The organism is Streptomyces sp. NPDC006384, assembly GCF_042870695.1.
Lineage (GTDB): Bacteria > Actinomycetota > Actinomycetes > Streptomycetales > Streptomycetaceae > Streptomyces.
Window position 1 is genome coordinate 393143 of record NZ_JBIAHR010000002.1, and the last position, 18672, is coordinate 411814.

An 18672-nucleotide genomic window follows, 5' to 3' on the forward strand; every position below is an offset into this window, starting at 1 on the left:
CGCACGCCGTTGTGCGGTGACCCGGCCCGAGGTGGGGTCTCCCCGTGCTCCGGGACATCGAGCTACGGGAGCGTGGGAAGACCCCTCACGGCCGGCCTTCGTGACGACTTCGCAGGTCAGGGCTAGTCGGACCGGCCGTGGAACCAGGGGGATCAGCCCAGGCGCTTCACCAGCGCGTGGTACTGGTCCCACAGCTCGGCGGGCGTGTGGTCGCCGAAGGTGTTGAGGTGCTCGGGGACGAGCGCCGCCTCCTCACGCCACACCTCCTTGTCGACGCTGAGCAGGAAGTCCAGGTCGGACTCGGGCAGGTCGAGGCCGTCGGTGTCCAGGGCCTCCTTGGTCGGCAGGACGCCGATCGGGGTCTCGACGCCGTCCGCCTTGCCCTCCAGGCGCTCCACGATCCACTTCAGGACGCGGCTGTTCTCGCCGAAGCCGGGCCAGACGAACCTGCCCTCGTCGTCCTTGCGGAACCAGTTGACGTAGTAGATCCTGGGCAGCTTGGACTGGTCCTTGTCCTTGGCGACGTCGATCCAGTGGCCCATGTAGTCGCCCATGTTGTAGCCGCAGAACGGCAGCATGGCGAAGGGGTCGCGGCGCAGCTCACCGACCTTGCCCTCGGCGGCGGCGGTCTTCTCGGAGGCCACGTTGGCGCCGAGGAAGACGCCGTGGTTCCAGTCGAAGGACTCGGTGACCAGCGGTACGGCGGTGGCGCGGCGGCCGCCGAAGAGGATCGCGGAGATCGGGACGCCCTTGGGGTCCTCCCACTCCGGCGCGATGATCGGGCACTGCGCGGCGGGGACGGTGAAGCGGGCGTTGGGGTGCGCGGCGGGCGTACCGGACTCGGGCGTCCAGTCGTTGCCCTTCCAGTCGGTGAGGTGGGCCGGGGTCTCCTCGGTCATGCCCTCCCACCACACGTCGTTGTCGTCGGTGAGGGCGACGTTGGTGAAGACGGAGTTGCCCCACAGGGTCTTCATCGCGTTGGCGTTGGTGTGCTCGCCGGTGCCGGGCGCGACGCCGAAGAAGCCGGCCTCGGGGTTGATGGCGTACAGGCGGCCGTCCTCGCCGAAGCGCATCCAGGCGATGTCGTCGCCGATGGTCTCCACGGTCCAGCCGGAGATGGTGGGTTCCAGCATGGCGAGGTTGGTCTTGCCGCAGGCCGACGGGAAGGCGGCGGCGACGTACTTGGGCTCGCCGGTGGGCGGGGTCAGCTTCAGCACGAGCATGTGCTCGGCGAGCCAGCCCTCGTCGCGGGCCATGACGGAGGCGATGCGCAGGGCGTAGCACTTCTTGCCGAGCAGGGCGTTGCCGCCGTAGCCGGAGCCGTAGGACCAGATCTCGCGGTCCTCGGGGAAGTGCGAGATGTACTTGGTGGAGTTGCACGGCCAGGGGACGTCCTCCTGGCCCTCGGCCAGCGGGGCGCCGAGGGTGTGGACGGCCTTGACGAAGAAGCCGTCGTCGCCGAGCTCGTCCAGGACGGGCTGTCCCATGCGGGTCATGGTGCGCATGGAGACGGCGACGTAGGCGGAGTCGGTGATCTCGACGCCGAGCGCGGACAGCGGGGAGCCGAGGGGGCCCATGCAGAAGGGCACGACGTACATGGTGCGGCCGCGCATGGAGCCGCGGAACAGGCCCTGTTCACCGGTGAAGATCTCCCGCATCTCGGCGGGGTCCTTCCAGTGGTTGGTGGGGCCGGCGTCCTCCTCCTTGGCGGAGCAGATGAAGGTGCGGTCCTCGACGCGGGCGACGTCGGTGGGGTCGGAGGCCGCGTAGTAGGAGTTGGGGCGCTTGACCGGGTCGAGCTTCCTGAAGGTGCCCTTCGCCACGAGCTCCTCGCACAGCCGCTCGTACTCGGCCTCGGATCCGTCGCACCAGACCACGTTGTCCGGCTGCGTCAGTTCGGCGATCTCGTTCACCCACGAGATCAGTTCCTGATGCCGGGTGGGGATGTCCGAGGATGCCAGGTTGTCGCGCGCCACGATTGCTCCTAGATGAGGGGTTTTGTGTTGGAGGCCCCGTGGGGGCTGCGACCCGGATGCGTCACGCGAGGAGCTCACGCTGCTCATCCGGTGCCGACCGCACTCATTTGATCATCCGATGTGCGCGCCCATATGTCCAGGGGGCCTCACACCTGAGCGGGGTGAGGATCGCCACGTACCAGCGGTTGTCCCCGTGATTTTTTGCGTACACGTGGAATTCGCCTGAAGATTCCTTTACCCGGACACCCTCGGACCGCACGGCCCGCACGGCCGCGCATCGGGCGCAGGCATGGGAGATGCGGGGCGGGGCACCCCGTGAGACGATGACCGCCCTCCACCGTCACACGTCCGTACTGATGCGTAACTTACGGTCCCGTAGGTACGATGCGCCCATGACTGCGTCCGCCTCCGGCGCGCCCAGGGACACGCAGGCCGCGGCCCGTGGTCCCGTCGCGCTCTCCCTCCCGCATCCGGTCAAGCCCAAACTGCGCGGCTGGCTGCACCTCGGGATGTTCCCGGCCGTCCTCGTCGCGGGCCTGGTCCTCACGGCCCTCGCCGACTCGCCCAGAGGACGCGTCGCCTGCGGTGTCTACGCCCTCACCGCCTGCCTCCTGTTCGGCGTCAGCGCCCTCTACCACCGGGGCGACTGGAGCCCGCGCATGGACCGCGTCCTGCGCCGGCTCGACCACGCCAACATCTTCCTGATCATCGCGGGCACCTACACCCCGCTCACGATGCTGCTGCTCCCAAACGAGCAGGGACGGTGGCTGCTGTGGGGGATCTGGGCCGCCGCCGCGGCCGGCATCGCCTTCCGGGTCTTCTGGGTCGGCGCCCCGCGCTGGCTCTACACCCCCTGCTACCTCGCCATGGGCTGGGCGGCCGTCTTCTACCTCCCCGACTTCATGCGCAGCGGCGGTGTCGCCGTCATGGTCCTGGTGATCGTGGGCGGCCTCCTCTACAGCGCGGGCGGCGTGATCTACGGCATCAAGCGCCCCAACCCGTCACCGCGCTGGTTCGGCTTCCACGAGGTCTTCCACTCCTTCACCCTGGCCGCCTTCATCGCGCACTACGTCGGCATCTCCCTGGTGGCGTACCAGCACGGGTGACACCCGCCGCACGCGGAGCGCCGGCCACGGCGCATCACCCGTGGCCGTCGCTCCTTCCCCGGAACCGCCCGCCCTCCCCGTGGCATCCTGACCGGGTGAACGGACCCGAGATCCACGTCGAATTCGCCCCCGGACTCCGCCTGTTCGTGCCCAGGGCCCGCACCACCGGCATCACCCGCGCCGCCGTCGACGGCGTCTCCACCCTCGGCCACCTCGTCGAGTCCCTCGGCGTCCCGCTGACCGAGGTCGGCACCCTCCTCGTGGACGGCAGACAGGTGACGCCCGGTCACGTCCCCGCGGGCGGCGAGTCGGTGACCGTGGAAGCCGTCGAACACCCCCAGCACGTACCGGGGGCGCCCCTGCGCTTCCTCCTCGACGTGCACCTCGGCACCCTCGCCCGCCGGCTGCGCCTGCTCGGCGTGGACACGGCCTACCAGGCGACCGACCTCGGCGACCCGGCGCTGGCCGCGCTGTCGGCGGCCGAGAAGCGGGTCATGCTCAGCCGCGACCGGGGCCTGCTGCGCCGCCGCGAACTGTGGGCCGGCGCCTACGTCTACAGCACCCGCCCCGACGAACAGCTCCACGACGTCCTGGACCGCTTCCGCCCCGAACTGCGGCCCTGGACCCGGTGCACCGCCTGCAACGGCCTGCTGCGGCAGGCCACCAAGGAGGAGGTGGCGGACCAGCTCGAAGGCGGCACCCGGCGCTCGTACGACGTGTTCGCGCAGTGCACCGCGTGCGGGCGCGCCTACTGGAAGGGCGCGCACCACGAGCAGCTCGAGGCCATCGTGGAGCGCGCCCTCGCCGCGTGCCGGCAGGACCGTTAGGTCCGTCAGGACCGCGGAACCGTCGGGGCGTCAGGACGGCAGGAGCGTCAGCGCTTTCCGCGCACGTCCCCCTTGCCGCAGGCGACGCCGTCGCGGTCGCGGTCCAGCTTCAGCGGGTCGTCCTTGCCGTTGACCTTCAGAGGGCCGTAGTCGTGCTCCTTCAGCCAGGTGCACCGGTCGGCCGTCGTCGCCTTCACCTCGGCCGGGAAGGCGGTCGGCACGCACAGGTTGGCGGAGCCGTAGTGCCGGTCGCAGCCGGAGACGGTGGGGCTGACCGGCTGCGAGGTCCGCTTCCTGCCCGGCCCGGTCACCTTGCCCTTCGGGGCGTCGGCGAAGGAGTGGACGTGCGCGGAGGCGTCCTTGGTGCTGAGCGCCTGCGGGCCGTCGAGGTGCACCCATTCCGCCACCGACGGCACGCCGTTGGCGTCGACCGCGAACAGCATGTACCAGCCGGGCGGGGCCAGGTTGGGGTTGCTGGTGACGTTCAGGTCGACGTTGTTCCCGTCGACGGACAGCGGCAGGTCGACGAAGCGCTGGTTCGGGTCCGAGGAGTGGGTGACGGCGGCCGGGCGGATCAGCTCGGCCTTGGCGATGGGCCGGTCGACGGTGATCCGCTGGGTGTCGCCGTAGTTCCACTCGGTGTCGATGACCGAGGTGATCGCCGGACGCTCGCCCTTGAGGAGATAGGGCGGGGTGTAGACCGACACGCTGTGGTTCCAGGAGCCGTTGCCCGGGTTGTCGCCGGTGGTCATCACGCGGCCGTCGGGCAGCAGGAACGCCGAGGAGTGGTAGCCGCGGGCCTCGGGGTCGACGGCGACCGGGTCGAAGGTCTCCGTCGCCGGGTCGAAGAGCGACGTCTCGAAGACCGGGTCGGCCCGGTTGTGCAGCGCGCCGCCGGTCTCCAGCACCTTGCCGTCGGGCAGCAGCACCGCGGAGACGTACATCTTGCCCTGGTCGCCGGTCTGCGGGACGGGGCCGTCGCCGAGGTCGACGGTGCCCTGCGGCAGCGGGGGCCCGGCGACGTACGCGGGGTTCGGCTGCTTGAGGTCGATGATGTCGGTGAGGCGGTTGGCGTCCGGGTTGGAGTCGATGTTGCCGCCGCCGATGGTCAGCACCTTCTGGTCCTGCGCCGGTGGCAGCAGGACGCTCATCGACTGGTCCCGCTCGTCCTTGCGCTGCAGGCCGGGGACCTCGGTGACGGTGTTGGCGTCGTAGTCGTAGATGGCGGAGCCGGTGCCGGGGATGTTGTTGCCGAAGACGTGGCTGCCGGAGTAGAAGAGCCGGCCGTCCTGCATGAGGATCATCGACGGGTACAGGCCCCAGTACGACCAGGTCTGGTTGACCTGCCAGGTCGGCAGCCATCTCTGCTGCTCGTCCGACCACAGTTCGGCCGTCACCGAGCCGGTGGAGTCCTCGCGCAGGCCGCCGAAGGAGATGACGTCGCCGTTGCCGAGGACGGTCGCCGACGGGTACCAGTGGCCGTCGTTCATGTCGTTGGTCTTCGTGTAGGTCTCGGTCTCCGGGTCGAAGACGTACGAGTCCTTGTAGCCCTGGTAGCCGATGGTGCCGTCCGCCGAGGGGTAGCCCTTGTTGCCGCTCATGACGAGGACGCGGCCGTCCTTGAGCTGCACGTGCCCGGCGCAGAACATGTCGTCGGGCGTCGGGATCGTCCGGTACTCGCCGGTCCGCGGGTCGTAGACGGCCGAGGTGAAGGTGCCCGCCTCGAACATCTCCGGGTCGTTGCCGGACCCGGCGATCAGCAGCACCTTGCCGTTGTGCAGCACGACCGAGTGCATGGAGCGGACCGGGTTCTCCACCGGCAGCACGTCCCAGCGGCCGTCGGCGCACTCCTTCGCGGTGCCCGTGCACTCCGGGTCCGGGACCGGGACGGCGACCTGCTCCATCGTGTAGTCGTCGGTGGTCGCCGAGCCGGTGCCGTAGACGGAGACGCCCCAGCTGATGCGGTCGGTGCCGGCCGGGACCTCGGGGGTGCGGACGCGCGCCTCGGTCCAGTCGGCCGCCATCTCCAGGGTCTTGAGGTCGGTCCAGTACTGCCAGCCGGCGGTGGTGTCGTGCCGGAAGAGGGTCAGGGAGGCGTCCGGGGTCGTGGTCTTGTACCAGAGGCCGAGGTCGTACTGCCTGCCCTCCGTCACCACCGGGGCGCACTCGGCGGACTCGGTGATCAGGGCCTTGCGGTCGCCGTCGGTGCGGCGGGTCAGCTCCACCTTCATGGCCTTGCCACCGGTGTGCGCGTCGGCGACCGTCTCGAAGGTGAAGTCGTTGTCGCCCCAGCCGGACTTCTCCCAGCAGTACGGCATGTCACCGGTGCCGGCGGTCTCGAAGCCCGGGTTCTTGATCAGGTTGGCGGCGGAGGCGGGCTGCGGCGCGGTGAGGAGGAGGCCGCCGGTGAGGGCGGACACCGCCAGCAGGGCGGAGGTCCTCCGCCCCGGTCTTCTTCTCATGCGTCACTCCTTGCGGTGCGGGCCGTACGGCGTCGGCGTGGGAGGTACACGAGCGCCTCCGTCCCCGCGAAGCGCAGGACGAAGGTGATGACGAGGGCGAGCGCGGTGGCCGGCAGCACGGCCAGCCCGAACTCCCCGACCAGCAGGGCGATCAGCGGGATGCGCAGCACCAGGTCGGCGTTGGCGATCAGCGCGAACCGCGCGGTCCGGTCGGCCCAGTGCCGGTGCCGGCGCCGGTCGCGGAAGAGCACCCGCTCCAGGAGCAGGAAGTTCCAGGCCACGCCGAACTGGTTGGCGGCGATCTCCGCGGGCAGATAGTGCAGCCCCGCCTCGGTGAAGGCCCACAGCGCGACCAGGTTCGGTACAAAGCCGCTCAGCCCGATCAGCCCGAACACGACCATGCGGGCCAGCGGGGAGGCGGTGCGCAGCCCGGCAAGGTGGCGCAGGAAGCGCATCCCCTCCCGGGCCGTGGACTTGGACTCCCCCGCGAAGCGCTCCTCGAAGACGAACGGCACCTCGGTGACCGTCCGCGGGCGGCTGCGGACGGCCAGCTCCAGCAGGATCTTGTAGCCGAGCGGCTTCAGCACGTCGGCGGTGACCTCGCCGCGGCGGATGGCGAAGAAACCGCTCATCGGGTCGCTGATGCCGTGCAGCCGGCGCGGGAAGAGCGCCTTGGTCAGCCAGGTCGCCGCGCGGGAGACGGCGATCCGGTAGCCGCCCGCGAGGCCGGCGCGGCTGCCGCCCTCGGTGTAGCGGGAGGCGACGACGAGCCCGGCGTTCGCCCGCTCACCGGTGGCGACCAGCTCCGGGACCAGGGACGGCGGGTGCTGGCAGTCGCCGTCCATGACGACGATCCAGTCCGACCCGGCCGCCTTCATGCCCTCGACGACCGCGCCGCCGAGCCCGCCCGACGGTTCGTCGCGGTGCAGGACGGTGACCGGGAAGGGGCAGTCGGGCGCCGCCGCGCGGATCACGTCCGGGGTGTCGTCGGTGGAGTCGTCCACGAAGACGACCTCGCAGGGCAGCCGCGCGGGCACCGACTCGGTGATCAGACGCAGCAACCGCCGTACGTTCCCGGACTCGTTGAAGGTCGGCACGACGATGGTGACGGCGCCCGGCTCGGGCAGCTCCACGGCGCTCACGGCCGGCTCCCCCAGCTCCGCGGCGCCGACGGCCGGTTCGCGCTCGCCCAGTTCGCCGGGAACGGTGGACTCGTGGCTCATCGGGCGGCTCCGGCGGACTGGACACGGCGGATCTCGATGCGGTCCGGACCGGTGCCGAAGACGGCGACCGGCGCCGAACGGTCGATCGCCGCCTTGACGTTGGGCAGGTCGACCGCGTCGCGCCGCACCGTCGGGGAGGCGACCACGTAGTCGATGTCCCGCCAGCCGCCCGGCATCGTCTTCGTGACGGCCGGGTCGAGGTCGGCCTTGTAGAACCAGATGACACCGAGCCCCGGCTCGTACCCGGCGTGCACCAGGTCCAGCCACAGCGCGTCGTCCACCAGGACGCGGGTGTCCTCCGGATCCGGCACCTCGCTCGCCAGCCAGTCCGCGGCCGCCTCGTAGGGCGCGTTGGCGTCGGCGGTGACGGCGGTCCGGTCGCCGTCGTACCAGCGCGGTACGACATAGGCGCCGGCGGCCAGCACCAGGACGCCGGCGAGGACGTAGCGGCCCAGGGTGACGCCCCGGCTCTCGGCCTCCGTGCGCCACCTGCGCAGCACCGCGTGGGCGACGCTCGCCGCGCCGCCGGCCAGCACCAGCGCGAGGAAGGGCAGCGCCTGGATGACGTACATCGCGGGCAGGTAGCCGTTGGGGCGCAGGGCGAGGGCGGCGAGGATCGCCACCGTCAGCGCCGGTCCGGCCAGGGCGCGCGCGGTGACCGACCAGCGCCAGGTGGCCAGCAGGAGCAGCGCCCCGGCGAGACCGCCGAGCGGCAGCACACGGTCGTAGTACAGCCAGGACTGCAGGACGCCCCACGAGCCGGAACCCTCGTCGAGGATGAAGCCGGAGCCGGGGCGGGTGAGCTGGTACTCGACGCCCTCCCACAGCGAGACGTGCCCGTCGCCCGGCAGCAGCTCGCCCTTGAGCAGGGCGAACAGCGGATAGGAGAAGCCGATGAGCGCGCAGGCCGTGACGGCGCCGGTCAGTGCGAACTTGCGGGTGTCCTTGTGGCTGTGCCGCCAGGCGGTGACGAACAGGGCGGGCAGGACGACGAGCATCGTCTCCTTGGTGAGCACGGCCGTCGCGGCGGCCACGCCCGCGCCGAAGTGGTGCCACAGGTGCCGGCTCGGGGAGGCGGCCAGCGCGAACGCCAGCAGCGTCCACATCACCGCGAGGTTGTCGAGGAAGATCTCCCGCTGCAGGACGACCGAGAGCGGGGAGAGGCCGAACAGGGCCATGGCGAGGCCGGCCGCCCAGCGGGGCAGGGCGAGGCGGCGGGCGATGACGTAGACCAGGACGGCGGAGACGGCGGAGACGACCAGCATCACGCCGCGCATGGTGCCGACGGTCATCGACTCGGGGCTGATCAGCGCGGGGATCCAGGTCAGCACGGCTATCTGGATCCAGCCGAGCGGCGGATGGTCGTACCAGTACGTGTAGTGGGCCAGGCCCTCGCCCTGCTGGACGGCCCAGGCCTGGGCGAGGTAGGTGCCCTCGTCGTCGCTGAGGGCCGGGTAGGCGGAGATGTTCCAGCCCTGCACGACCATGATCGCGAGGAGGAGCGCGCCGCACAGCAGGAGGTCGGGACGCGAGGAACGCAGCCGGCCCGGCGGCGCGCCGTCTCCGGGGGCCGGGACGGTGTCGTGGGCAGGGCGGCGCTGCGCGGGGACCTGGGTGCCGGCCGCCGCGGGAAGGGTGGAGGTCACGCGGGAACGTCCTCTCGGTCCGCCGGCGCGAGATGGGCGCCGACATGGCTGGTCAGCTCCCAGTCGTTGCGGCCGCGCTGCTCGCGCCACACGGCGCGGACGGCGGCCCCGGCGAGGAGGACCTGGTAGAAGGGACCGCCGACGATCAGCTTCACGTAGTGGACGAAGCGGACGCGCAGGCCGTACTGCTTGCCGAAGTCGTGCAGACCGACGACCTCGAAGACGAAGGTGACCAGCGCGGTGACGGCCGGCAGGAAGGTCACGAAGGCGATGCCGACGGGCACGTCCAGCAGCAGCGCGATCGCCGCGTTCAGCGGGATGATCACACCGGTGAAGGCCTGGAGGAACGGCGTCATCAGGGTGTAGCGGGCCAGCAGCCGCTGGGTGAAGGTGGGCAGCTGCTTCCAGTCCTTCTTCCGGTACACCTGGAGGAAGCCCTGGTTCCAGCGGGTGCGCTGCTTGAGCAGGGAGACCAGCGAGCCCGGGGTCTCCTCCCGGGTGACCATGTCGGAGTCGTAGGCGACGACGACCTTCCGGCCGGCGCTGGAGAGCCGGACGCCGAGGTCGCAGTCCTCGGCCAGGCAGTCGGGGTCCCAGCCGCCGGCCCCGCGCAGCACGTCCGTGCGCACGAAGACGGTGTTGCCGCCGAGCGGGATGAACCCTTTCTGCGCGTGCAGATGCAGCCGGGAGCGGAACCAGAAGAAGTACTCCAGGCAGTTGCGCAGGCTGTACCAGCTGGAGTGGAAGTTGATCAGCTGGACGCCGCCCTGGACGACGTCGGCGCCGGTGGTGCGGAAGGCGTGGTCGACGTGGGCGAGCAGCTCGGGATGGACCTGGTCCTCGGCGTCGAAGACCCCGACGACGTCGCCGCGGCAGTACGGCAGCGCCGTGTTCATCGCCTTCGGCTTGTTCTTCCTCTCATGGGTGTCGACGACGACCCGCACGCGCGGATCCCGGGCGGCGGCCCGCTCGGCGACGGCGGTGGTCTCCGGATCGTCGTGCCCGACGATCACGATGATCTCGAAATCGGTGTGGGACGAGGTCAGCAGCCGCTGGATGGTGTGGTCCAGCACCGCCTGCTCGTGCCGCGCGGGCACGAGCAGCGAGAACGACACGTGCTCGTCCCCGTCCGGCGGGCTGAACCGGGTCGAGGCGAGCACCTCGGGCGTGCGCCAGGCGTGCATCTGCCACCACAGCGTGAACGCCGCCATCCAGAACAACGCCAGCGAAACGGCGGCGATGAAGACGGACGTCAGCAAAAGATCCCCCCAGATCCTTGAATCCCCCGGGCCGCGGCAGCGCACCCGACCGGGTGCCCGCTCCGACGCGGCACGGTGAAGAGGCTAGGGGTAATCCGTGCTGCTCACAGGGTGATTACGTGAAGAGCATGTTTCCTCACCACGACGACCGGAGACGGACATCCCGCCTCCGGCCCCGTCCCGCATCTTTCACTTCCCGCCGTTTCAGCCGTTCAGGGCGGTGCGCAGACGTTCCGGATCGGTCGTCGGCGCGTCACAGGTGAAGTTCCGGCAGACGTACGCGGCCGGCTCCCCGTTCACCAGCGGCCGCCCGGCGAGCAGCGGGAACTCGTCACCGCCCTCGGCGCCGAAGGCGACCACCGCACCGGGCGCCGTCCCCAGCAGCGCCACGCGGTGCAGCTCCGCGGCGGCACCGTCGGCCGGGTCCGGACCGACGACGGCGACCTCCCGGGGCCCGTCCAGCAGGGCCTCGGCGACGGCCAGCCCCCAGCCGATGAAACGCGGGACGCGCGGCCCCAGCGCCTTCACCACGCCGAGTGCGTGCTCGGCGGCGGTGCGGTGCGGCTCGGAGCCGGTGTGGGCGGCGTAGGACAGCAGGGCGCCCGCGGCGGCGGTCCAGCCGGACGGGGTGGCGTTGTCGGTGGGATCCTGCGGGCGGCGGATCAGCTTCTCGGCGTCGGCGGCGGTGTCGTAGAGGGAACCGGAGCCGTCGGTGAAGCGGGTGAGGACGTGGTCGAGCAGCAGCCCCGCGAAGTCCAGCCAGACGCCCTCCCCGGTGACGGACGCCAGCGCGAGGAAACCCTCCGCCACGTCGGCGTAGTCCTCCAGCACCCCGGCGTGCGCGCCCGCGCGGCCGTCCCTGCTGACGCGGAAGAGCCGGGCGTGCTCGTCGAGGTGCAGCCGCACCAGCAGGTCGGCGGCGGCCACCGCGGCCTCCACCAGATCCGGGCGGTCGAAGTAGGCGCCGGTCTCGGCGAGCGCGGCGATCGCCAGGCCGTTCCAGGCGGCGACCACCTTGTCGTCCCGGCCGGGCGCGGGGCGCTCCGCACGGGCAGCCAGCAGCCGCTCCCGCACGGAGAGGATCCGCTCGGCGTCGAACGCGCCCCCCAGCTGCGGCAGTTGCAGCACGGACGTGCCGTGCTCGAAGGTGCCTTCCACGGTCACGCCGAAGTACTGCGCGGCGAGCTCGGCGTCCTCTTCCCCCAGGACCTCGACGAGCTGCGCGGGCGTCCACACGTAGTACGCGCCCTCGACGTGCTTCCCGGTCCCGTCGTCACTGTCCGCGTCCAGCGCGGAGGCGAACCCGCCTTCCGCGGTGCGCAGTTCGCGCACCATGAAGTCGGCGGTCTCCAGCGCCACCCGGCGGGCGAGGTCCGACCCGGTGGAACGCCACAGGTGGGCGTAGACCCGGCACAGCAGGGCGTTGTCGTACAGCATCTTCTCGAAGTGCGGCACCACCCACTCGCGGTCCACGGAGTAGCGGGCGAAACCGCCGCCCAGCTGGTCGTAGATCCCGCCGCGCGCCATCCGCTCACAGGTGTCCCGCGCCATCTGCAGCGCGCCCTCCGCACCGGTGCGCGCGTGGTGGCGGAGCAGGAACTCGACCACCATGGACGGCGGGAACTTCGGCGCCCCGCCGAACCCGCCGCGCTGCGCGTCGTACTCCCGGGTCAGCCCGAGCAGCGCCTGGCCGAGCTCGGCCGGACCCGGCGCCTGACCGTCGCCGTAGGAGATCTCCCGCCCGGCGAGCTCGCGCACGATCTTCTCCGCGACCTCGGTGACCTCGCCCCGGCGGTCCGTCCAGGCCTGGTGGACGCCCTGGAGCACCTGCCGGAAGGACGGCATGCCGTGCCGGGGCTCGGGCGGGTAGTAGGTGCCGAAGTAGAAGGGCTCGGCGTCCGGGGTCAGGAACACGGTCATCGGCCAGCCGCCCTGCCCGGTCGCCGCCTGGACGGCCTCCATGTAGACGGCGTCCACGTCGGGCCGCTCCTCACGGTCCACCTTGACGGAGACGAAGTGCGAGTTAAGGAACTCGGCGGTCGGACCGTCCTCGAAGGACTCGTGCGCCATGACGTGGCACCAGTGGCAAGCGCTGTAGCCGACGCTCAGCAGCACGGGGACGTCCCGCCGCCGGGCCTCCTCGAACGCCTCCTCCGACCAGGGCCACCAGTCGACGGGGTTGTCGGCGTGCTGGAGGAGGTACGGGGACGACGCCTGCGCAAGTCGGTTGGCCATACCTCCCATCCTCGCGCACCCGCCCCCGCCCCGCCCACACGCCACGGGGGCGCGACGCACGGACGGGACCTGTCCTCCTGCCCATGAAAGCACCGAAATACCCCCTGTTGTAATAGAGCATGTATTACAGTGGGGGCATGAAGTCGCCCCGAGCCGGGACCACCGAGAACATCTCCGTGTCCATGCCCGCCGATCTGGTCAGCGAGCTCCGCTCTCGGACCGGCCGCCGGGGACTGTCCGGCTACATCACCGAGGCTGTCAGACATCAGCTCGCCATGGACGGGCTCGCCGAGATCGTCGCGGCCCACGAGGAGGAACACGGCGCGCTCACCGAGCAGGAGATCGAAGCTGCTCGACGCGAACTGTTCGGCGACGAGAACGCCGAGCGGGGCGCTGCGTGAAGGAGCAGCCGGCCCGCTCGCTGGTGCTCGACTCCGAGGCGCTTTCCCTGCTGCTGCGCAACGACCGGAAAATGGCGGCTCGCGTCGAGGCATCCCGACAGGCCGGAGTTCCCCTCTTCGTGTCCGCGCTGACCGTCGTCGAAGCCGTGCACGGGAAAACCGATCTGGCGCGCTTGAAGTGGGTGCTCTCCAGGCTGCGGGTGGAACCAGTCGGTCAAGAGGACTCACTGACCGCAGTGGAGTTGCTTCAGGACGCAGGCGGGCTGCATGGGCACAAGTACGCGATCGACGCCCTTGTCGCCGCGCTCGCGCTCCGCGTCCCAGCGCCCGTGATCGTCCTGACTTCCGACCGCGACGACTGGTCGAAGCTCTGCGGTAGCCGCGTGATCGTCAGAGAGGTGTGAGCACCGCCGACTACTGGGGACGCGAGTTCACCGGCACCTGTGGCAGGCGGAGCATCCGACACTCAGCAGCGCCGGGCGTCCCGCCACCGGGCCTCCTCGAACGCCTCCTCCGGCCAGGGCCACCAGTCGACGGGGCTCTCCGCGTGCTGGAGGGGTACGGGGACGAACGCCTGCGCAAGTCGATCGGCCATACCTCCCGGCCTCGCGTACCCGTCCCCGGCGGACACCACACCCGGCCCGCGGCCGCTGCGCCAAGACAGGGCCACGGACATGCGCACGCCCGCGCACGAGGCGGTCAGAAGCGCTGGATCTCCTCACCGTCCGGGATCTGGTAGCAGCCGGAGATCACGAAGAAGGCGAGCTTCGGGGGGTTGTTTTTTGCCCGGTGCGAGACGTTGACGCTGTGTTTCTTCTCGTCGTTGTCGGCAGTCAGGCTGATGTTCTTGTTCATGCTCGTGTCGGGGCCGTACTCGACGACTTTCCAGCCGTGCTTCGGCAGGTTCGCGTGGAGTTGCTCCAGCGCGTCGTCCAGTTCACTGGAGGAAGCAGGGTAGAAGCTCCAAGGGTGAAAGATCCGGAAGTACTTCTCGCGGTCCTTGCCACCACATGACAGAACACCCGGACTGCTGTCGGACGCCTTTCCCTTGACGCTGATCAGGTCGTACAGCTCACTGGACACCTTCTGTGTCTCCTGGGCGGCGTCCTGTGAGCTGCTCGTGCCAGCAGATGGGATGCCGTCGGATTCTTTGCTGGAATTCATGCTGCATCCAGTGAGGGAGAGGAGCAGGACGGATACGAGGAGCGCTCCTGCGCTCGTGCGAGTGTTCAAGATTGGCAGGCCTCGCTCTTTCTAACGCGTGTACTTCCACGTCGGAGTCGGCTTCTTCAGCTTTGCGTCCTCCCCGTGTCCGGCCACCACAAGGGCCTGGTTGCGCAGACTCTGGGATCCTTCGTCCCAGTAACCGCTGTGCCCTTCCGTGTCCGTGGTCATCTGCTTGGCGCCGAAACGTTCGTCGCTGGGCACGGACCAGGGGCCGTCCCAGTCGGTGCCACCATGGCCGAAGCGGCCGATGTCCGGAACGATGTCCCCGTCCGCCTCCTCGTTCCATGCATGGCCCTTGGGGACGTCCAGTTCCTCCGCCTCGGCCACCGTGACACCCGGGCTTCCCACGGTGATCACGTCGTCCGCGTTCAGCGTGCCGTGGTCGGCCGCCGAGCCGACGAGCGTCGTGCCGTACGAGTGTCCGATCACGGTGCGATGCGGCGTGGTCTCGCCCGTATGGGAGGCTTCCAGACCTTCGAGGAAGCGGTTGAAGGCGGGTGCGCCGTCATCTGCGTAGTGCCTGAACGGCGAGTCCCTGACGATGTCCTGCGGGGCGTCGTAACCGAGCCATGTGATGGTGGAGACGGGCTGCCCGCCGGACTCGTCGGAAGCGACGTGCCACGTGGCGGTCATCCGATCCATGTTGCCGCCGATGTTGCTCAGGTTCGACGTCGTTCCCGGCACGTAGACGGCCTGGTGTCGGGCTGTGTCCGGGTTGCCGCTGGCGATGATCGCGCGACCGTTGCCTTCGGCACTGAATCCGAGGAGGTATGCCGGGGGCAGGCTTTTAAGGCCCCGGACGTCGGTCATGCCGGTCGAGTCGAAGCGTTTCTGGATGCTCTCCATCCCGGCGAGTGACTTGGTGAGGTGGTCGTACCGGTCGCCGTACTTTCTGTGCCATTCCCTCCACTCATCGGTGTGCGCCTTGGTCGGATACGGGCCGGCGGTGATCCACGTCCACTCGTTGGCGGGAGGCTTCGGGATCGAGTTCAGCTCCATCCGCATCGCGCCCCGCGTGGTGTCGAGCACGATGCGGTTGGCCTCGTCCCGCACCGTGGCAGGTAGCCCGTCGAGCCCGCCCACGGTTGCGGGGCGCAGGGAAATCCACGCGGCTCGGTCTTCCGGGCCGAGGTTCTTCCACCACTCGGCGTTCTCTTCGGGAGTGCCTTCCTTCGGGGGTTGCGGCAGGGTGGCGAGGTATTCCCTGCCCGCCGTGCGGACACCGGTCATGTCGGAGGCGGTGTCGGACCAGTCCGCGTCGGAGACGGTGAGGTCGTCGTCGGCCTTGAGGGCCCGCAGCTTCGGTGCCCACTTCTCGTCGGCTTCGGTGGCTTCCTTGAGGGCGGTGGCGATCAGGTCGGCGCAGTCCTGGGCGAGGCGGTGGTGGGGGTTGGGGTCGAAGTTGGCGGCCTGCCGTCCGACGGCCGAGGCCGTGCTGTCCGTCAGGCCGTTCACAGTGCCGCCGTCGGGGACCTTGCCGTCCTTGCCCTTCTCGCCGCCGGGCGGGTAGGTGACCGATCCGTCCGGGTTCACGGTGAGACCGGCCGCATCGGCTTCCGCCAGGGCCGTGTCGAGTTTCCGCTTGGCGGCTTCCATCTCGTACGAGAACGCCTCCAGAGCGGTGCTCACGAGGCCACACTGCACCTGGATGTAGTGGAAGTTCCGGCTCAGTTCCCCCAGTTGCCTGTCCGCGGCGGTGGCGGCCTTGCCCTTCAGGCGGCTCCTCATGGCGGCCGCCGTCCGGTTGTCGATGCGGTCCTTGACCGTGCTCGCCATGCCGGAGGCGCTGCGATAGCCGTCGGCCGCTTCGGCGTACTCGGCCGGCCTGAGGGCCTTGAGCGTCGCGAGGTCCATGACGTCCGCTCACCGCCCCATGTACCGGCCGCCGACGGGCGGCGTGTCCGCGTACGCCACCACGAGCTTCGCGATCTCGGCCTCGACCGCCTGGTCCGTTTTCAGCTGCTCGCTGCCGGCCTTCACCAGCAGGTCCGAAAGCTTTCCGCAGCGCCCGCCGACCTTTCCGACGTAGGCCTCCCAGGAGCTGTGGACGTCTTTCTGGGCGGCGGCTGTCAGGCAGCCGGTGCCGCCGCCCAGGCCCGCCTGGCTGTCCCTGAGTCTCGCCACGGCCTTGCCGATGTCCTCGCGCAGCGCCCCGATGTCCTCGCCGGCCCTGTTCCAGGCCGGCCTGTCCGAGACGAGGTCACCGGTACTGCCACCCCGGCCGGCCGGTAACTGGTCCGACTGCAGCCGCGCGCCGCCGCGTTCGGCCGCCCGGGCCTTCAACTGCTCCCATTCCTCCCACGCCATGCGTGGCCCCCTGCCGTGCTCCGCCGAGCGGACGTGTACGAGTACGTACGGCCGCGTAGTTGCAGATGTCAGGAGCGCACAGTAATGGTCCCTTATGCCCGGGCCATCGGTATCGGCCACCGACTCCTCTGGGTACGCGTACTCGGACGGGACCCGGCCGCCGGAGGCCGGGACAGCTGGGGTGTACCGCTCGGCCGGTCGGTCAGGATGCTGGGGCCCTCGGTTCGGCACCAGCGGTGGCCCCCATCAAGAGGGGGACTGAATCACCCGTTCCGGTGACTCGTGGACCGCTGCCCGCATCGCCCAGGCCTTGACGGCTGTCCCGGCGCACCGGCCGGACCGGGGGGCCGTCCGGTCCGGGGCGGGGACGGGCGGACCGGGGCAGGGACGGGCGGACCGGGGCAGGGGTCCGGGCCGGCCGGGGCACCCGGGCCGGCCCGGGTGCCGGGTCAGTAGGCGACGCGGTCGCTCTTGGCGAGCCAGGCGTCGAAGGGGCGGGTGCGTTCGGGCAGGTCGAGGTGGGTGACGGTCATCGGCCACGCCGCCTGGGGCCGCTTCTCGAACAGGTCGTAGAACGCGCGGTCGTCGAAGCCGGCCGCGGCGGCGTCGTCGCGGTCGGCGCAGTAGACGATCCGGTCGGCGCGGGCCCACAGGGCGGAGGCCAGGCACATCGGGCAGGGCTCGCAGGACGTGACGAGGGTGCAGCCCTCCAGGCTGAAGGTGCCCAGCTCCTTGCAGGCGGCGCGGATGGCGCTGACCTCGGCGTGCGCGGTGGGGTCGAGGTGGGCGGTGACCTGGTTGTTGCCGAGGGCCACGATGCCGTCCCCCTTGGCGACGAGGGCACCGAAGGGGCCGCCGCCGTTCTCGACGCTGGTGGTGGCCAGCTGGACGGCCCGCTCCATCCAGGCGCGCTCGGACTCGTGGAGGACGGTCCCGGCGGTGTGGGTGGTCATGGTGCTCCCTTGGTCGTGGGTGGGTGGCCTGCGGGTGCCCCGGGGAGGAGAGGCGCGGTGCGGCGCCTCACCGGTGGTGTGACGCGTACGGGCAGTACACAGGCCGCCGGCCGCCACCGGCCAGCGGCCGAAGGCATGAACAACGCGCGGGATCGGGGCGGTCCTTCGTGGACTCCTACAAAGCCGGGCGCGGCTGTGAACCCCGGAAGCGACGAGGCGGGCCGGGGAGCGGCAACAGGATCAGGAGCCCTCGGTCTCGAAGGTGCGCAGCAGGTCGGCCGCGACGCTCACGGCGATGGTCGCGGGGTCCTTCCCGGTGATGCCGGGCAGTCCGATCGGCGTCTTGATCCGGGCGACGGCGGTCTCGTCGTGTCCGCCCTCGGTGGTGAGGACCTTGCGGAAGCGGGCCCACTTGGCCGCCGACCCGATCAGGCCGATGGAGCCGAGGTGGGGTGCGCGCAGGGCGGCGTCGCACAGGGCGGCGTCCTCGGCGTGGTCGTGGGTCATGATCAGGACGTGGGTGCCGGGCGGCAGGCCGTCCAGCACCTCCTCCGGCAGCAGCGGCGTGTGGTGCACGTGCACCTGTGCGACCGCGTCGTCCAGTACGCCGAGCCGTTCCTCGGTGAGGAGGTCGGCCCGGCTGTCGACGAGGTGGAGGTCGAGGTCGTGGCGGGCCAGGACGCGGGCCAGTTCCAGGCCGACGTGGCCGACGCCGAAGACCGCCACCGCCCGTACCACGGGCAGCGGTTCGAGCAGGACCGAGACGGTGCCGCCGCAGCACTGCACGCCGTGCCGGTTGGTCACCTTGTCGTTCAGGGCGAAGTCCATCAGCTCCGGTGCCGTCTCGGCGGCGGCGATCATCTCCCGGGCGCGGTCGACGGCGACGGCCTCGACGTTGCCGCCGCCGATCGAGCCCCACATCGCGTCGCGTCCGACGACGAGTTTCGCGCCGGCGTCCCGCGGTGCGTGGCCGCGCACGGCCGCGACGGTCACCAGCACGCCGGGTTCCCGGCGTGCCCGCAGCCGCGCGACCGCGGCGACCCACGTCAT

At 70.7% G+C, this 18672-nt stretch carries 15 protein-coding genes and 1 pseudogene; 4 read left to right on the forward strand and 12 right to left on the reverse strand.

Annotated features, from left to right (window positions below; translation table 11 throughout):
• Positions 1 to 152: 152 nt before the first annotated feature.
• Positions 153 to 1976, reverse strand: a complete 1824-nt coding sequence (locus ACFYOJ_RS03880) for a phosphoenolpyruvate carboxykinase (GTP) (RefSeq protein ID WP_356550715.1) — start codon at positions 1974 to 1976, stop codon at positions 153 to 155.
• A 392-nt stretch (positions 1977 to 2368) separates the two neighbouring features.
• On the opposite strand from ACFYOJ_RS03880, the gene ACFYOJ_RS03885 reads away from it, so the two are divergent.
• A complete protein-coding gene (locus ACFYOJ_RS03885; RefSeq protein WP_356550716.1) occupies positions 2369 to 3082 on the forward strand; it encodes a hemolysin III family protein in 714 nt (237 codons plus the stop codon).
• A 95-nt stretch (positions 3083 to 3177) separates the two neighbouring features.
• A complete protein-coding gene (locus ACFYOJ_RS03890) occupies positions 3178 to 3909 on the forward strand; it encodes a Mut7-C RNAse domain-containing protein (protein WP_356550718.1) in 732 nt (243 codons plus the stop codon).
• 47 nt (positions 3910 to 3956) lie between these two features.
• Here the strand turns inward: ACFYOJ_RS03890 and ACFYOJ_RS03895 are convergent, their stop codons facing one another.
• From ACFYOJ_RS03895 to ACFYOJ_RS03915, 5 genes are all read right to left on the reverse strand, one after another.
• Entirely contained in the window at positions 3957 to 6371 is a 2415-nt protein-coding gene (locus tag ACFYOJ_RS03895; protein WP_356550719.1) for a galactose oxidase-like domain-containing protein, read from the reverse strand.
• Positions 6368 to 7594, reverse strand: coding sequence for a glycosyltransferase family 2 protein (locus ACFYOJ_RS03900; RefSeq protein WP_356550720.1), 1227 nt, complete (start codon positions 7592 to 7594; stop codon positions 6368 to 6370). The genes ACFYOJ_RS03895 and ACFYOJ_RS03900 overlap by 4 nt, the downstream gene beginning before the upstream one ends.
• Entirely contained in the window at positions 7591 to 9240 is a 1650-nt protein-coding gene (locus ACFYOJ_RS03905) for a phospholipid carrier-dependent glycosyltransferase (protein WP_356550722.1), read from the reverse strand. The genes ACFYOJ_RS03900 and ACFYOJ_RS03905 overlap by 4 nt, the downstream gene beginning before the upstream one ends.
• The gene (locus tag ACFYOJ_RS03910; protein WP_356550723.1) at positions 9237 to 10499 is read right to left on the reverse strand and encodes a glycosyltransferase; all 1263 of its coding nucleotides are present in this window, start codon (positions 10497 to 10499) and stop codon (positions 9237 to 9239) included. Before ACFYOJ_RS03910 ends, ACFYOJ_RS03905 begins: the two co-directional genes overlap by 4 nt.
• Positions 10500 to 10703: 204 nt before the next feature.
• Complete coding sequence (locus ACFYOJ_RS03915) at positions 10704 to 12734, reverse strand: thioredoxin domain-containing protein (RefSeq protein ID WP_356550725.1); 2031 nt, start codon at positions 12732 to 12734, stop codon at positions 10704 to 10706.
• Between the two features lie 137 nt (positions 12735 to 12871).
• On the opposite strand from ACFYOJ_RS03915, the gene ACFYOJ_RS03920 reads away from it, so the two are divergent.
• Entirely contained in the window at positions 12872 to 13135 is a 264-nt protein-coding gene (locus ACFYOJ_RS03920) for a hypothetical protein (RefSeq protein WP_356550727.1), read from the forward strand.
• Entirely contained in the window at positions 13132 to 13539 is a 408-nt protein-coding gene (locus tag ACFYOJ_RS03925) for a PIN domain-containing protein (protein WP_356550729.1), read from the forward strand. Before ACFYOJ_RS03920 ends, ACFYOJ_RS03925 begins: the two co-directional genes overlap by 4 nt.
• 33 nt (positions 13540 to 13572) lie before the next feature.
• On the opposite strand, the pseudogene ACFYOJ_RS03930 reads toward ACFYOJ_RS03925, so the two are convergent.
• The 6 genes and pseudogenes from ACFYOJ_RS03930 to xdhC form a co-directional block, all read right to left on the reverse strand.
• Positions 13573 to 13730: pseudogene (locus ACFYOJ_RS03930) on the reverse strand (DUF255 domain-containing protein); the annotation flags it as partial.
• A gap of 104 nt (positions 13731 to 13834) precedes the next feature.
• On the reverse strand, positions 13835 to 14299 hold the full coding sequence (locus ACFYOJ_RS03935) for a hypothetical protein (protein WP_356550733.1): 465 nt from the start codon (positions 14297 to 14299) through the stop codon (positions 13835 to 13837).
• 90 nt (positions 14300 to 14389) lie between these two features.
• Positions 14390 to 16216 (reverse strand): alpha/beta hydrolase, encoded by a 1827-nt coding sequence (locus tag ACFYOJ_RS03940; RefSeq protein ID WP_356550735.1) that lies wholly within the window; start codon positions 16214 to 16216, stop codon positions 14390 to 14392.
• Between the two features lie 9 nt (positions 16217 to 16225).
• The gene (locus ACFYOJ_RS03945; protein WP_356550737.1) at positions 16226 to 16669 is read right to left on the reverse strand and encodes a hypothetical protein; all 444 of its coding nucleotides are present in this window, start codon (positions 16667 to 16669) and stop codon (positions 16226 to 16228) included.
• Positions 16670 to 17118: 449 nt separating this feature from the next.
• Positions 17119 to 17622 (reverse strand): nucleoside deaminase, encoded by a 504-nt coding sequence (locus tag ACFYOJ_RS03950; RefSeq protein ID WP_356550739.1) that lies wholly within the window; start codon positions 17620 to 17622, stop codon positions 17119 to 17121.
• A gap of 240 nt (positions 17623 to 17862) precedes the next feature.
• A complete protein-coding gene (xdhC, locus tag ACFYOJ_RS03955) occupies positions 17863 to 18672 on the reverse strand; it encodes a xanthine dehydrogenase accessory protein XdhC (RefSeq protein ID WP_356550741.1) in 810 nt (269 codons plus the stop codon).